Origin of the sequence: Tumebacillus amylolyticus, assembly GCF_016722965.1 — a bacterium.
Classification (GTDB): Bacteria; Bacillota; Bacilli; order Tumebacillales; family Tumebacillaceae; genus Tumebacillus; species Tumebacillus amylolyticus.
In genome coordinates, this window is sequence record NZ_JAEQNB010000001.1 from 508,593 (window position 1) to 521,507 (window position 12,915).

12 protein-coding genes and 1 riboswitch are annotated in these 12,915 nt (G+C 55.7%); of the genes, 11 read left to right on the forward strand and 1 reads right to left on the reverse strand.

All coding sequences use genetic code 11. From position 1 onward, the window contains the following. Window positions 1-12 precede the first annotated feature (12 nt). The 6 genes from JJB07_RS23885 to metK all read left to right on the forward strand — a co-directional run bounded on the left by JJB07_RS23885 (window position 13) and on the right by metK (window position 5,235). Window positions 13-1,128 carry an LCP family glycopolymer transferase gene (locus JJB07_RS23885; protein ID WP_201630791.1) on the forward strand — a complete coding sequence of 372 codons (1,116 nt, stop codon included), beginning with the start codon at window positions 13-15 and terminating at the stop codon, window positions 1,126-1,128. A 2-nt stretch (window positions 1,129-1,130) separates the two neighbouring features. Continuing rightward, window positions 1,131-1,862 carry a WecB/TagA/CpsF family glycosyltransferase gene (locus JJB07_RS02400; RefSeq protein ID WP_201630792.1) on the forward strand — a complete coding sequence of 244 codons (732 nt, stop codon included), beginning with the start codon at window positions 1,131-1,133 and terminating at the stop codon, window positions 1,860-1,862. 83 nt (window positions 1,863-1,945) lie between these two features. Further along, window positions 1,946-2,425, forward strand: a complete 480-nt coding sequence (locus tag JJB07_RS02405) for a hypothetical protein (RefSeq protein WP_201630793.1) — start codon at window positions 1,946-1,948, stop codon at window positions 2,423-2,425. A gap of 86 nt (window positions 2,426-2,511) precedes the next feature. Continuing rightward, complete coding sequence (locus JJB07_RS23890) at window positions 2,512-3,474, forward strand: LCP family glycopolymer transferase (RefSeq protein WP_201630795.1); 963 nt, start codon at window positions 2,512-2,514, stop codon at window positions 3,472-3,474. Window positions 3,475-3,570: 96 nt separating this feature from the next. Beyond that, window positions 3,571-3,804, forward strand: a complete 234-nt coding sequence (locus JJB07_RS02415) for an alpha/beta-type small acid-soluble spore protein (protein WP_201630797.1) — start codon at window positions 3,571-3,573, stop codon at window positions 3,802-3,804. A gap of 237 nt (window positions 3,805-4,041) precedes the next feature. Further along, window positions 4,042-5,235 carry a methionine adenosyltransferase gene (metK, locus tag JJB07_RS02420; RefSeq protein WP_201630799.1) on the forward strand — a complete coding sequence of 398 codons (1,194 nt, stop codon included), beginning with the start codon at window positions 4,042-4,044 and terminating at the stop codon, window positions 5,233-5,235. A 70-nt stretch (window positions 5,236-5,305) separates the two neighbouring features. Here metK and JJB07_RS02425 read toward each other — a convergent pair whose 3' ends face one another. Further along, window positions 5,306-6,550 (reverse strand): helix-turn-helix domain-containing protein, encoded by a 1,245-nt coding sequence (locus tag JJB07_RS02425; RefSeq protein ID WP_201630801.1) that lies wholly within the window; start codon window positions 6,548-6,550, stop codon window positions 5,306-5,308. Between the two features lie 436 nt (window positions 6,551-6,986). On the opposite strand from JJB07_RS02425, the gene JJB07_RS02430 reads away from it, so the two are divergent. The 5 genes from JJB07_RS02430 to JJB07_RS02450 all read left to right on the forward strand — a co-directional run bounded on the left by JJB07_RS02430 (window position 6,987) and on the right by JJB07_RS02450 (window position 12,885). Further along, window positions 6,987-8,135, forward strand: coding sequence for a histidine kinase (locus JJB07_RS02430; RefSeq protein WP_201630802.1), 1,149 nt, complete (start codon window positions 6,987-6,989; stop codon window positions 8,133-8,135). Window positions 8,136-8,151: 16 nt separating this feature from the next. Further along, window positions 8,152-8,844 (forward strand): response regulator, encoded by a 693-nt coding sequence (locus tag JJB07_RS02435; protein ID WP_201630803.1) that lies wholly within the window; start codon window positions 8,152-8,154, stop codon window positions 8,842-8,844. Between the two features lie 79 nt (window positions 8,845-8,923). Next, window positions 8,924-9,361, forward strand: coding sequence for a glycosyltransferase family protein (locus JJB07_RS02440; RefSeq protein ID WP_201630804.1), 438 nt, complete (start codon window positions 8,924-8,926; stop codon window positions 9,359-9,361). Between the two features lie 51 nt (window positions 9,362-9,412). Next, a riboswitch (cyclic di-GMP riboswitch) is annotated at window positions 9,413-9,508 on the forward strand. 514 nt (window positions 9,509-10,022) lie between these two features. Continuing rightward, the gene (locus JJB07_RS02445) at window positions 10,023-11,819 is read left to right on the forward strand and encodes a putative bifunctional diguanylate cyclase/phosphodiesterase (protein WP_201630805.1); all 1,797 of its coding nucleotides are present in this window, start codon (window positions 10,023-10,025) and stop codon (window positions 11,817-11,819) included. A gap of 172 nt (window positions 11,820-11,991) precedes the next feature. Beyond that, on the forward strand, window positions 11,992-12,885 hold the full coding sequence (locus JJB07_RS02450; RefSeq protein WP_347338309.1) for a phosphate ABC transporter substrate-binding protein: 894 nt from the start codon (window positions 11,992-11,994) through the stop codon (window positions 12,883-12,885). The last annotated feature ends 30 nt before the right edge of the window (window positions 12,886-12,915 follow it).

Sequence of the window (12,915 nt, forward strand, 5' to 3'; positions counted from 1 at the left end):
GAGGCGACCGAAGTGGCACGAAATACCCCGCGCAAATCGAGATTCCGGTTTCTTTGGACGCTGCTTGCCGCCACGCTGGGGGTCATCCTCGTGCTATCAATCTACGGATTTTATAAGTGTAACCTGCTGGCGGACCGCATATACCAGCCGGCCGCGCCAAAACCAAATGCCATGCAAGATTGGTACTCGGTGCAACGGGAGCAGCCCCACGCTCACGTCCACGTCCAGCACGTAAAACCCGAGCCTGAACCTGCGACAGAATCTGAACCGCAACCTCCTCCCACGGTGCAAGCCACACCGCAAGAAGCACACCCCTTCGCCAAGTGGCTGAGCGGCTACATGTCAGGACTCAACACGAATCAAACCGCCAAAACAGGCAAGACGTTTCTCTTGCTCGGCGTCGATTCACGCAAGGGCGAAGCGGCCCGCTCCGATACGATTGTCGTCGCCACGGTGCCGCCGGACGGGAGCGACGTCTATTTGATGTCGATTCCGCGAGACACGCGAGCTCAAGTGCCGGGCCACGGCTGGACGAAAATCAACCATGCGATGAGTTGGGGCGGGTTGCCGCTCATGAAAAAAACGGTGGAGAACTTCCTGAACATCCAAATCGACCACACCGCCACCGTCGATTTTGAAGGATTCCGGCAGATCGTCGACAACCTCGGCGGACTGGATGTGACGGTCGAGAAAAACATGCGCTACAACGACCCGTCCGACGGGACCCATATCAATTTGGTGCAAGGGCAAACGCTTCAAACCGGGAAGCAAGCGCTGGACTACTCTCGTTTCCGTGCCGACGCTTTGGCCGATACGGGTCGGATGCAGAGACAGCAACGCGTCATTCGTGCTATGATTCAAAAAGGAAGCGAGCCGTCGAACTGGCCGAAACTGGTCAAGACGCTCGACATTCTCGGCGACCACGTCAAAACGGACGTGCCGCCGCGAGACTGGATGGCGCTGGTGATGCGCTATTCGGGCACCCGTGCGGACGGGATCAAAACGCTCAATTTAAGCGGTCAGAACCGCATCTCGAAGTATGACAACCTCTGGTATTTCTACGTCGACGATGCTCAGCTGCGCCAAGTGAGCGCTCAATTGCAAGCGCTAAAGCGAGGGAATGCGTAACCATGCAGAACCGGGTTCAGATTTTAGGCGTGCCGTTTTCGACGCTGACTTTTGAAGAGACGCTTCATAAATTGGAGCAAGATTTGCGGGGCACGACTCCGCGCCATATCATCACAGCCAATCCTGAGATCGTCATGTTGGCGCGCGAGGACGCGGCCTTCATGGCGCTTCTTCAGGATGTGGAATTGATCACGCCGGACGGCATCGGTGCCGTCTGGGCGTCGAAGTATTACGGCCATGCCCTGCACGACCGCGTCACAGGCGTCGAACTCTCCACCGCTTTGATTGAACACTGTGCCGAAAACGGCCACGGTGTCTTTTTGCTGGGGGCGAGTCCGCAGTCGAACGCGCTGGCCGTTCAGAACTTGCGCCATCGCTACCCGAATTTGCGCATCGACGGTCGGGACGGGTATTTCAAAGAGACCGATCTGCCGGAGATCAAAGCGGCGGTGCGAGGGTTCCAACCGAGCCTCTTGCTCGTTGGACTCGGCGTGCCGCGCCAAGAGCTGTTCATCTCGAAGCACAAGTCGGAGCTGAACGTGCCGGTCTCGATTGGAGTCGGCGGTTGCATCGACATCTTCGCAGGCGTTGTGAAGCGCGCTCCGAAGCTCTGGCAGAACTTGAAGTTGGAATGGATGTACCGTCTGCTCTCTCAACCGAGCCGCTGGCGTCGCCAACTCGTGCTCCCGAAGTTCGTGATCACCGTCCTCACCGACAAAAACAGGAAAAAATAAGGTCTTTCGTCCTGCAGGATGGACCGCGTTTTGTGTCGAAAAAGAGTCTCAGCAGAACTCTGGACTGGAGGACACAACCACTCATGAAAAAAGCACTTACCTTCCTGGGCACGATGGTGCTGACGCTCGCCATCGGCGTCACCATTGGACAAGTTTCCAAAGCAGATGCACCGAGCGCACCGGGCTCCGCAGACGACCCGATCGTCACCAAGAGCTATGTGGACCAAAAGCTGGCGGGTGTCTCCAACGGCGGAGGCGGCGGGAACACCGGCGGCGGGACGCCGGCGTCTACAGACGCTTCCTACAAAGTCGTCACCCTGAGCGCCGGGCAGTCGATCAAAGGGGGCGAAGGCTCCGAATTGATCTTGCGCGGAGGGACGGCGACGGCGATCGCTTCTTCGAACGGCGGCGTTTCGGACGTCACCGGGGGCGCCGATCTGGCACAGGGAGACAAAGTTGAGCTGAACCACTTGCTGCTCACACCGCGCAATGACGGTCGCGGCATGAAGGTCGGCAACGGCACCGCCTATGTCATGGTGCGAGGCACCTATACGGTCCAGTAACCAACCATGAGAAAGAGGCTCTGCCGGCAGACGACAGAGCCTTTTTTCGTACCGTTTTTAAACTGCAATGGGGGATCTGAAAACCAGTGGCCTATCTCGGGAAACAGTATGGCAGCAACGCCAATGTCGTTCGTTCCAATCAACCGACGCCACCGAAGAAGCCCAAGAGAAAGATCAAATGGGGCCGTCTGTTGCTGATTCTGTTCGTCTTCACATTTGTACTGGGCTTGACCGGACTTGCAGCCTACGGGTGGTACTTGGAGCGCAAAGTCGTGCAAGCGGATGCAAACGTCCCGCCGATTCCGGACGGCAAGCCGGTCAACGTGCTGATCATCGGCGTGGACCGCGACCCGAAGTCGGGAGAAGCGCAACGTCGGGAGAATTTCAACACCGACACGCTGATTCTCGCGCACATCGACCCGTCGAAGCACCAAGCGTCGATGCTCTCCATCCCGCGCGACACGAGGGTGCAACTGCCGACCGGCATGGAGAAGATCAACGCCGCCTACGCGATCGGCGGGATGGATCGTCTGAAAAAAACGGTCGGCGACCTGACCGGCCTGACCGTGGATCGCTATCTGATGATCGACTTCCAAGGATTCGTGAAGATGATCGACGCCGTCGGAGGTTTGGACTTTGCCGTCGATAAGCCGATCTACGACCCGGAAGGAACGGTCTCGCTGCAACCGGGCACGCAGCACTTGAACGGTCAGCAATCGCTCGCCGTCGTGCGATTCCGCCACGAAGAGATGGGCGACATCGCCCGCGTGCAACGCCAACAGCTCTTCCTCGAAGCGCTGACGGCCAAGATGAAGGATTCGTCGCTCGTCGATTGGACGAAAGCTCTGCGCGGCATGAGCGATTCGCTGACGACCGACATGTCGATCAACGACATGGGGACGCTTGCGTACTCCATGCACGGCGATGCGGCGAAAGTCAGTGCGTATACGGTGCCGGGCGACTTCCTCGATCTGTACGGCGTTTCTTATTGGAAGTATGACCCGCAGAAGCTGAAAGGCATCGTCCAACAGATGAAAAATGAACCGTAACCTCCAAGTTCTTTGCAGGGTATCCTGCACCGACCTGCACACACTAGAAGTACCGACAGACGACCGTCGGAAACCCCAAGTGGAGGTGCATACGACATGGCACTCGGAAGCGGCAGACGCAACAAAGGCCAATTGCTCCAAGAAGCACACAAGGCGCTGGACGACATGAAGTATGAAATCGCGGCGGAGATGGGCTTGCCGGTCTACCAAGGCAGCGAGGACTACTGGGGGCATATCACCACCCGCGATGCGGGCGCCGTCGGCGGGCACATGGTCCGCAAACTGGTCGCCTTCTCGCAGGCGGCGTTGGTGCAGGGAAAACAGTCGTAAAACTGCATAAAACTTCATACAGCTCTATGTACAGACGGCTCCGGGTGCGACCGGAGCCTTTTTCTGTTACTCCTATCTTAGACAGACGAAGAGAAATCATGCGTATTGGGGAGAACACGTTGACACAGTCTAGGAAATGCAGTACATTAGACATGTTTTCTGTAAAAAACTTCTGTACCTGAAGAGAAACCTCGGAATTCGTCTGAGGAAATTGATACATAAAAGGGGGACCACCTTATGGCAAAACGTTACCTGTTTACCTCCGAGTCTGTCACTGAGGGCCATCCGGATAAGATCTGCGACCAGATCTCCGACTCCGTTCTGGACGCAATTTTTGCAAAAGATCCAAACGCGCGCGTCGCGTGCGAAACCTCCGTTACGACCGGTCTTGTTCTCGTAGCCGGCGAGATCACCACTTCCACCTACGTAGACATCCCGCGCATCGTTCGTGAAACCATCCGCGAGATCGGCTACACCCGTGCGAAGTACGGCTTCGACGCGGATACCTGTGCGGTTCTGACCTCCATCGACGAGCAGTCGGCCGACATCGCAATGGGCGTTGACAAAGCTCTCGAAGCTCGCGAAGGACAAATGTCCGACGAAGAGATCGAAGCGATCGGCGCAGGCGACCAAGGTCTGATGTTCGGCTTTGCTTGCAACGAAACCGAAGAGCTGATGCCGCTCCCGATTTCGCTCGCGCACAAACTGTCCCGCCGCCTGACCGAAGTTCGCAAGAACGGCACGCTCCCGTACCTGCGTCCGGACGGCAAGACCCAAGTATCCGTTGAGTACGAAGGCGACAAACCGGTTCGCATCGACACCATCGTCATCTCGACCCAGCATGCTGAAGAAGTGACCTTGGAGCAGATCAAAAAAGACCTGCACGAGCACGTCATCGCAGCTGTGATCCCGTCTGAACTCGTGGACGACGCGACCAAGTACTTCATCAACCCGACCGGCCGTTTCGTCATCGGCGGACCGCAAGGCGATGCAGGTCTGACCGGCCGTAAGATCATCGTTGACACCTACGGCGGCTACGCTCGCCACGGCGGCGGCGCGTTCTCCGGCAAGGATCCGACCAAAGTTGACCGTTCCGCAGCGTATGCAGCTCGTTACGTGGCGAAGAACATCGTCGCGGCGGGTCTCGCAGACAAGTGCGAAGTGCAACTGGCGTACGCAATCGGCGTTGCACGTCCGGTTTCCGTCATGGTTGACACGTTCGGCACCGGCAAAGTAGCAGACGAAACGATCGTCGAACTCGTCGAGAAAAACTTCGACCTGCGTCCGGCTGGGATCATCAAGGAACTCGATCTCCGTCGTCCGATCTACCGTCAAACCGCAGCATACGGCCACTTCGGCCGTCATGACATCGACCTCCCGTGGGAGCGCACCGACAAAGCAGACATTCTGCGTACAGGTGCGGGTCTCTAAGACCGATCAAAAAAGCCCCTCGCCACTTCGGTGGCAGGGGGCTTTTTTTGCTGCTTGCTCGTTTTCGTTGTTACGCCGTGATCGCTTCGCCGTATTTGCTTTGGCGGAAGTTATCCCACTCTTCGTAGAGTTTGACGGAGAGGCTCATCGCTTCGATCAGGCCGACCGATTGGCCTTGTTTTTGGTAGAGGTGCAGCGAGTTGTTGAGGTGTTGGATCGCCGTCGGGAGATCGCGCTTGTGGCGGTACATGTCGGCGAGCATGTGGTGGGCGCGGGCCGTTTCCAACTCGTTGTGGCTGAACTTGCCAAGCGAGTTGTGCAGGCGTTCAATCGCCGCTTCGAGGTCGCCTTTGGCATGCAGAATCTGTGCGGCCTCAAGTTCCGTCAAGCCGAGGTTGTACAGGTCGCCGTCACGCAGGTAGTGTTCCATGCACTCCTCCAGAATCGTCAGCGCTTCCAACGCTTGGCCTTGCTTGCCCAACAGGACGCCAAGCGAACGCTTCACATCGGTTGCCAGCTTCATGTTGGTTTGGCTCTTGAAGATGATGTACGCTTGCTCGGAGAAGTACGCCGCTTTTTTGTAATCGTTGGAGTCGCGGTACGACAGGGAGAGGTTCAGGTACATCTGCCCGACTTCTTCCAGAGTGAGGAACGACTCGCGGGAGTCATACGCTTGTTGCAGGAATTGCAGCGACTCTTCCAGGTAGCCGAGTTTGTAGTAGGTGTTGCCAATCGACGTCAAGAGACGCGATTTGACGGCCGGGTCGATCTCGCTTTTGTTCAAGAGGTCGTACGCTTTGTGCCAGTGGTAGAGCGCGAGTTGGTACTGGCCGGATTGCTCGGCGATGTCGCCGAGGCGCTGCAAGATCGTGACCTGCTGCGAAACGTCGCCGTTGTGAATCGCATTGGAGAGCAGTTTGTCGAGCGGCTCGCTCGCTTCCTCGAATTTGCCGAGTCGTTGGCAGCACTCCGAGAGCGTCATCTGGAACTCGTCCTGTTCCGTTCCATGCGTTTCCTGCAAGGTTTTGAGCAGAGAGTACGCTTTTTCATAGGACTCAGACGCCATCAGGGCTTTTGCCAGCGTGTAGGAAGAGCGTTGACGCTTGGACGCATCGGTGTCGCTTACGAAGAATTCAATCGGCTTGTTCAGGCGCTCAGACAGCGATTGCAACACTTGATAGGAAGGGAATGCTTTGCCGTTCTCAATCTGGCAAATCATGCTGGAAGTGACGATTCCTTGTGCAAGTTCGTTTTGCGTCAGGCTCAATTCTTTGCGGGCTTGGCGGATGCGTTGACCTAAAGACGTATTGTTCATAGGGGTAAGCCTCCTTTATTTGATCGGGATTCGGATCGAAGATTTGATAAGTTTATGGTAGCAATACCCTTATTTAAAATCAAAGTTAAGAGTCGTTCTGAGGCGATAACCACCTCCTCACGCCTTGTTTTCGCGCCCATTCGCTTGTTTTTATGTAGCTGTTGGTTGAATTTCTCAAAAAATTAAGGTGTTTTTGTCGAATGTCCACGTATTCTTAACAGACTACGTCGAAGGACAAAACTTTTTTTTGAGATTCCTCAAGTTTGACCCCCAGACCCTCTCCCAAACGTGCGTATTACTATGGCATATCACCCTTACCCCATTGCTTGGGGGCGCGGACGACCCATCTGCGCCCCCCTTTTTTATTTTTGCAGGATTTTCGACAAGATGTATGGAATATCATTGCTATAGACTGTCCAAAGCGGGGTAATAGACTGTGCCGATTGAAGTAGATGCGAAGGTATTGGATGCCGCCATCAACGGGACCCTGCAAGCTATCGAGGACGGCAAGAACCAAGTCTTCGAGATCGCGGAGAGCGCCCGCAAAGAAGAGAAAGCGATGCGCGAGGATGCCCTGGTGATTCAACGCCAAGTGGCGGAGACCATCCGTGAAGTGGAGCGTTTGGAACGGGCCTCAACGATGGCGCGTCACAAATTAGTAGAAGTCAGCCGCGAATTCGAGCGTTATTCGGAAGCGGAGATCAAACAAGCGTACGACGATGCCCACAAGATCCAGACTCAAGTCTTGGTCACCCGCGAGCGCGAGCAGAACCTGCGCACCCGCCGCGACGACCTCGACCGCCGACTGCGCAATTTGGAACAAACCATTGCGCGGGCGGAAGCGCTGATCACCCAGTTGGGCGTAGCGTTTTCCTATCTATCCGGAGATTTGCTGCAGATTGGCAACGTCTTGAAGAACGTCGAGCAACGCCGCTTCCTCGGCATCCGCGTCATTCAAGCGCAAGAGGAGGAACGCAAGCGCGTCGCCCGCGAAATTCACGACGGGCCGGCGCAAACGATGGCCAACGTCGTGTTGCGTGCCGAAATCTGCGAGAAGATGCTGGACCGCGATGTGGAGAAAGTCCGCAGCGAGCTGCGTGAACTCAAAGACAGCGTGCGCGTCTCGCTCTCTGAAGTGCGCCAGATCATCTTCGACCTGCGTCCGATGGCGTTGGACGATCTGGGCTTGGTGCCGACGTTGCGCCGCTATCTCGCCGATTTTCAAGACAAGCACAAGATCCTGACCGAACTCAAAGTGTTCGGGCGGGAGAAGCGCTTTAACAACCCCTTGGAAGTGGCGGTCTTCCGCTCGATCCAAGAAGCGCTGAACAACATCTGGAAGCATGCAAAAGCGCAGACGGCGACCGTCCGCTTGGAGCTGACGGACAAGCAAGTCAACGTGCATATAGAGGATGACGGAGTCGGTTTCGATGCAAGCGAAGCCACTTCCGGCCCCGAGGGCGGTCACTTCGGACTGCTCGGGATCAAAGAACGCATCCAGTTGCTCGACGGCAAACTGGAGATCAAGTCAAGTCGAGGAAAAGGCACGAAGGTGATTCTCTCGCTGCCGATCACAGATGAATGAGGAGGCTGAGCCCTAGATGCAGAAAGAAAAAATCCGACTGCTCTTAGCGGATGACCACACGCTGTTTCGGCAAGGTTTGCGCCGGATCTTTGAACTAGAGGATGACATGGACATCGTCGGCGAATGCCAAGACGGCGAATTGGCCGTCTCCAAATCGCTTGACCTGCGCCCGGATGTGGTGCTGATGGACATCAACATGCCGAAGAAGACCGGAGTCGAAGCGACGCGTGACATCAAGCTTCAAGAAGAAGGGATCAAGATCCTGATCCTCTCCATTCACGATGACGAAGCGTACATCTTCGAGACGATCCGCGCCGGCGCGAACGGGTACTTATTGAAAGACGTGGAATCGAATACGCTGGTGGAAGCGGTGCGCCAAGTGGCGAGCGGTTCTTCGTTCATCCACCCGCAAGTGACGACGAAATTGCTCGACGAATTCAAGCGTCTGTCCAACCAAGTGTACGACGGCGACTATGAACCGAACGAGCCGACGTTGTCTCTGGAATGGCAGGACATCTTGACCCAGCGCGAGATGGAAATTCTCAAGCTGATGGCGGAAGGCAAAAGCAACCGCACCATCGGCGAAGTGCTGTTCATCTCGGAGAAAACGGTCAAGAACCATGTTTCGAGCATCCTCGGCAAACTCGGCGTCGACGACCGCACCCAAGCGGTGATCACGGCGGCCAAGCGTAGCTGGGTCAAATTGTAAGATAATTTCGCATTTGTTCGTACACGTTGGATAAGCGGGGCAGCATATCTTGATACCATCCACGGAGGAGGTGTTGAGAGTGCTCGCCCTTTTTATCTGGGGATTTGCGTTGTACGGATTCTGCGTGATGCTCTGGCGTTTGTTTCGTTTTCTCATGTCGAAGAGTCGGCGGGGAGTTCCGGTAACGGCGGTGATGATCGTCCAGGAGGGGGCCTCTTACATGGAAGGCATCCTCCGAACGCTGACAACCGCTGAACCGTTCGTCGGACGCGAGTTGGAAATTGTCGTGATCGACTGCGGTTCCCATGACGAGACGGTGCGGATCGTGGAGGGAATTTCCCGACGCCGACCGAGCATTCGCTTGGTCCATGCGCACGGCGACCCCTATGCCGCGATGTTGCCGTGGCTTTCCCGCAGCAATCGTCATGTGCCGTGCATCTTCGATTTGCGAGGCCGCGTGTCGCCGCGAGAAGTCGTACCGACCCTGGCCGGCTTTTGGAGCGAATTGGGTCTTTAGTCTCATGCGAACAAACAGTAGCCGTCATATAATGAAATCAGATGATGAGTCAATCAATAAAGGCAAACCCGTCGAAAGCCGGGGACGCAAAGCCATGGGTCTAACACCGAGTCTCCCTAACTCGGTCATGATTGCCAGGTTGCTGATTGATACGGTTGCGGACCACTACCCCATGGTCTGCTAAGTATCCTCTTTCGGCAACGCGCGGAAGAGGGTATTTTTATACTCAGCGTTTGACTCATCCGGTAGCATTCTCTCATTTTTTTCCCTTTTTGTAATCCCCCTACCCCCCACAACGAAGAGAGACCTTGCAGGGCCCCCAACCCGCATGTGTCTCTCTTCGTTTTTTTGTGGGTTTTTTTGCGTTTTCTGCCCCTTGTGCGCACAAAAAAAGGGCCTCTTCTGCCAGCAGAAGGGGCCCAATCGTGTTTCGAAGGAGGTCAGGAAATGAAAAAGTGACTCACCACAATGGTTGTCGTCCGTAGTGAAGTATATGCAGGCGATGCACCAAAGTGACCTATATTGTCAGAATTGGCAGTTTGATTAAAATACGGTGTGGAAGGAATAAATCGCCTGTTGTACAATAGAAGATATCGGGTCAAATTTAGGACATGAGTCGGGGTTATACAGGGCAAACCGTCAATTTAAATGGGGGATGAGAATGCACGAGAAAAAACAAGCATCCAAGCGTCGTTCGCGTGGTGTCATCGTCAAGCCCCTGTTGCTGGGGAGTTTGCTATCTTTTGCGATCGTCTCTGCCGTCGTGCTTCTGTTGGAGCAGGGCAGATCACATACTCTCTTCGGCCTGCCTTGGGGGGCGCCGAACGGAGAGAACATTGCACTGCGGGCGTTGATCATCAACGCCATTCAATTGGGGCTCGTCTGCTTCGGTCTGTTGTTCCGCGGCTACGATGTGATCTCCAGAGCGTTTCGCCGACGGATCAACGCGGTCTACACCGTGATGCTGGGACTTTCCTACGGCGCGCTGGTCTTGAAGTACTTCAATTCCACCACGATCAACGCCATCGAGCAAATCTTCGGCGTGGTCGGGATCGTCGGCATCCCGGCGACGCTCTATGCGTTGTATTTGCTCGTCATCGTCTACCGCCGCGTCGAGAATCGCCTCGAGGACGCCCAAGAACTGTCCGTCAAATACTACAACCAATTGATCACCGATTCGCTGACCGGCTTGCCGAACCGCATCCTGTTTCAAGACCAACTGACCGCCAAACTTGCCGAGGTGCAGAAAAAACGCAAGAAACTCGCCGTGTTGTTTCTCGACCTTGACCGTTTCAAGTTCATCAACGACACGCTCGGGCATCGCGTGGGCGATCTGCTTTTACAGGGAGTCGTGGAACGGTTGCAGCGTGTGATGAGAAGGGACGAGACGCTCTATCGTCTGGGCGGCGACGAGTTCATCCTCGTCACGGAGTGCGAGCAGAAGTCGGACGGGCTCGAGCGGGCGAACGCTCTGTTGCACCATATGGAAGACCCGTTCGAGATCGACGACCACGAATTGTTCATCACGACCTCCATCGGGCTCTCGTGGTACCCGGATGACGGCGAAGACATGGAGACGCTGTTCAAAAACGCCGACATGGCGATGTATCGCGCCAAAGACCACGGCCGCAACAACGTCCAGCAGTACGAATCGGTCATGAACGTCCATGCGGTCGAACGCTTGCAGTTGGAGAAAGACTTGCGCAAAGCGATCGAGCGCGAGGAATTCCGCGTCTTCTACCAACCGCAGATCGACATCGACAGCGGTCGGATGATCGGGATGGAAGCGCTGGTGCGCTGGCAGCATCCGGAGCGCGGCATGGTCTCCCCCGGTCTGTTCATCCCGCTCGCCGAAGAGACGAACTTGATCGTCCCGATCGGCGAGTGGGTCATGCGCACCGCCTGCGTGCAGACCAAGCGCTGGCACGATGCCGGATTCCCGCATATCCGCGTCTCGATCAACCTGTCCGCGCACCAGTTCACCCAGCCGTCGCTGGTTTCCAAAGTGCGCACGATCTTGGAAGAGACGGGCATCGAACCGAAGTACGTGGACCTCGAAATCACCGAGAGCATCACGATGACCAACGTCGACAAAGCGATCTCCACCATGTCGGAGCTGACCGGACTTGGCATCCAGATCTCCATCGACGACTTCGGGACGGGGTATTCGTCGCTTTCGTATCTCAAGAAATTCCCGATCCACACGCTGAAAATCGACCAGTCCTTCGTCCGCGACATCCCGCAGAACTCCGATGACGCGGCGATTGCCACAGCGGTCATCGCGATGGCACACTCGTTGAACCTCAACGTCATCGCCGAGGGCGTGGAGACGGAGGAACAGTTGGAGTTCCTGCGCGAGCGCAACTGCAACGAATACCAAGGCTATCTCTGCTCACGTCCGCTCCCGCCGCATGAGTTCGAAGAATTGCTGGCCAATGAATTGCAAATGAGAACCTGATCCGCCTGTGCGGGTCGGGTTCTTTTTTTGTGTGTGCGCGGTTTACAATCCCTTAACGAAGAAGCGGAACTAGATTTACGTTCGGCTGATAGGATTAGACCTGTAAGACAGTGATCAAACACATCCTATGTGAAAACATTTCAAATGCAATGCATCTAAAGGGGGACTTTCAGTGTTTAACGTGTCGAAGAAGGCGGTCGCATTCTCTATGGTAGCAACGCTCGCCGCCGGTCTGATGGTAGGGTGCGGAACTGATTCCAGTGCAGAAGCAACGAAATCCGGTGACGCAGGTAAAGCCACCGAAACCAAATCCGATCTCTCTGGCAAAATCACCGCATCCGGCTCCACGGCACTGCTGCCGCTCGTCAAGCAAGCAGCGACTGAATTCCAAGATCAAAATAAATCGGTTACCATCGACGTTTCCGGCGGCGGTTCGGGCACCGGCCTGAAGCAAGTTGCAGAAGGCTCCGTCACCGTCGGGATGTCGGACGTCGAATCCGGCAAGGACTACGCAGACAAAGGTCTCGTCGATCACCAAGTCGTCGTCGCACCGTTCGTTCTCGTCACCAACAAGGACGTAAACGTCACCAACTTGACCAAGGAACAAGCGGGCAAGATCTTCACCGGCGAAATTTCCAACTGGAAAGACGTCGGCGGCAAAGACGAAAAAATCACCATCGTCGGCCGTCCGGAATCCTCCGGCTCCCGCAAACTGGTCAAAGCACTCGTACTGCCGGCCGACAAAGACTTCGCCAAAGACGCAATCGCACAAGACTCCACCGGCGCAGTTCGCCAAACCGTTCAACAAACCGCGGGTTCGATCGGCTACATCGACGCTCCGTACATCACGCCGGAGATCAACGTCCTGAAGTTCGAAAACGTCGAATACAGCAAAGACAACATCTTCAACGGCACCTACAAACTGTTCGCCTTCGAACACATGTACACCAAAGGCGAGCCGGACAAAGTCACCAAAGCGTTCCTCGACTACATCATGTCGGACGCGTTCCAATCCAAAACCGTGGAAGAACTCAAGTTCATCCCGGTCAACAAAATGAAAAAGTAAGACCAAACCCTTGGCGCAACCTCAACCGGG

Coding starts and splice junctions, on each gene's coding strand:
- JJB07_RS02435 (WP_201630803.1), top strand. CDS start 8,152: ATGCAGAAAGAAAAAATCCGACTGCTCTTAGCGGATGACCACACGCTG.
- JJB07_RS02425 (WP_201630801.1), bottom strand. CDS start 6,550: ATGAACAATACGTCTTTAGGTCAACGCATCCGCCAAGCCCGCAAAGAA.
- JJB07_RS02445 (WP_201630805.1), top strand. CDS start 10,023: ATGCACGAGAAAAAACAAGCATCCAAGCGTCGTTCGCGTGGTGTCATC.
- JJB07_RS02400 (WP_201630792.1), top strand. CDS start 1,131: ATGCAGAACCGGGTTCAGATTTTAGGCGTGCCGTTTTCGACGCTGACT.
- JJB07_RS02405 (WP_201630793.1), top strand. CDS start 1,946: ATGAAAAAAGCACTTACCTTCCTGGGCACGATGGTGCTGACGCTCGCC.
- JJB07_RS02415 (WP_201630797.1), top strand. CDS start 3,571: ATGGCACTCGGAAGCGGCAGACGCAACAAAGGCCAATTGCTCCAAGAA.
- metK (WP_201630799.1), top strand. CDS start 4,042: ATGGCAAAACGTTACCTGTTTACCTCCGAGTCTGTCACTGAGGGCCAT.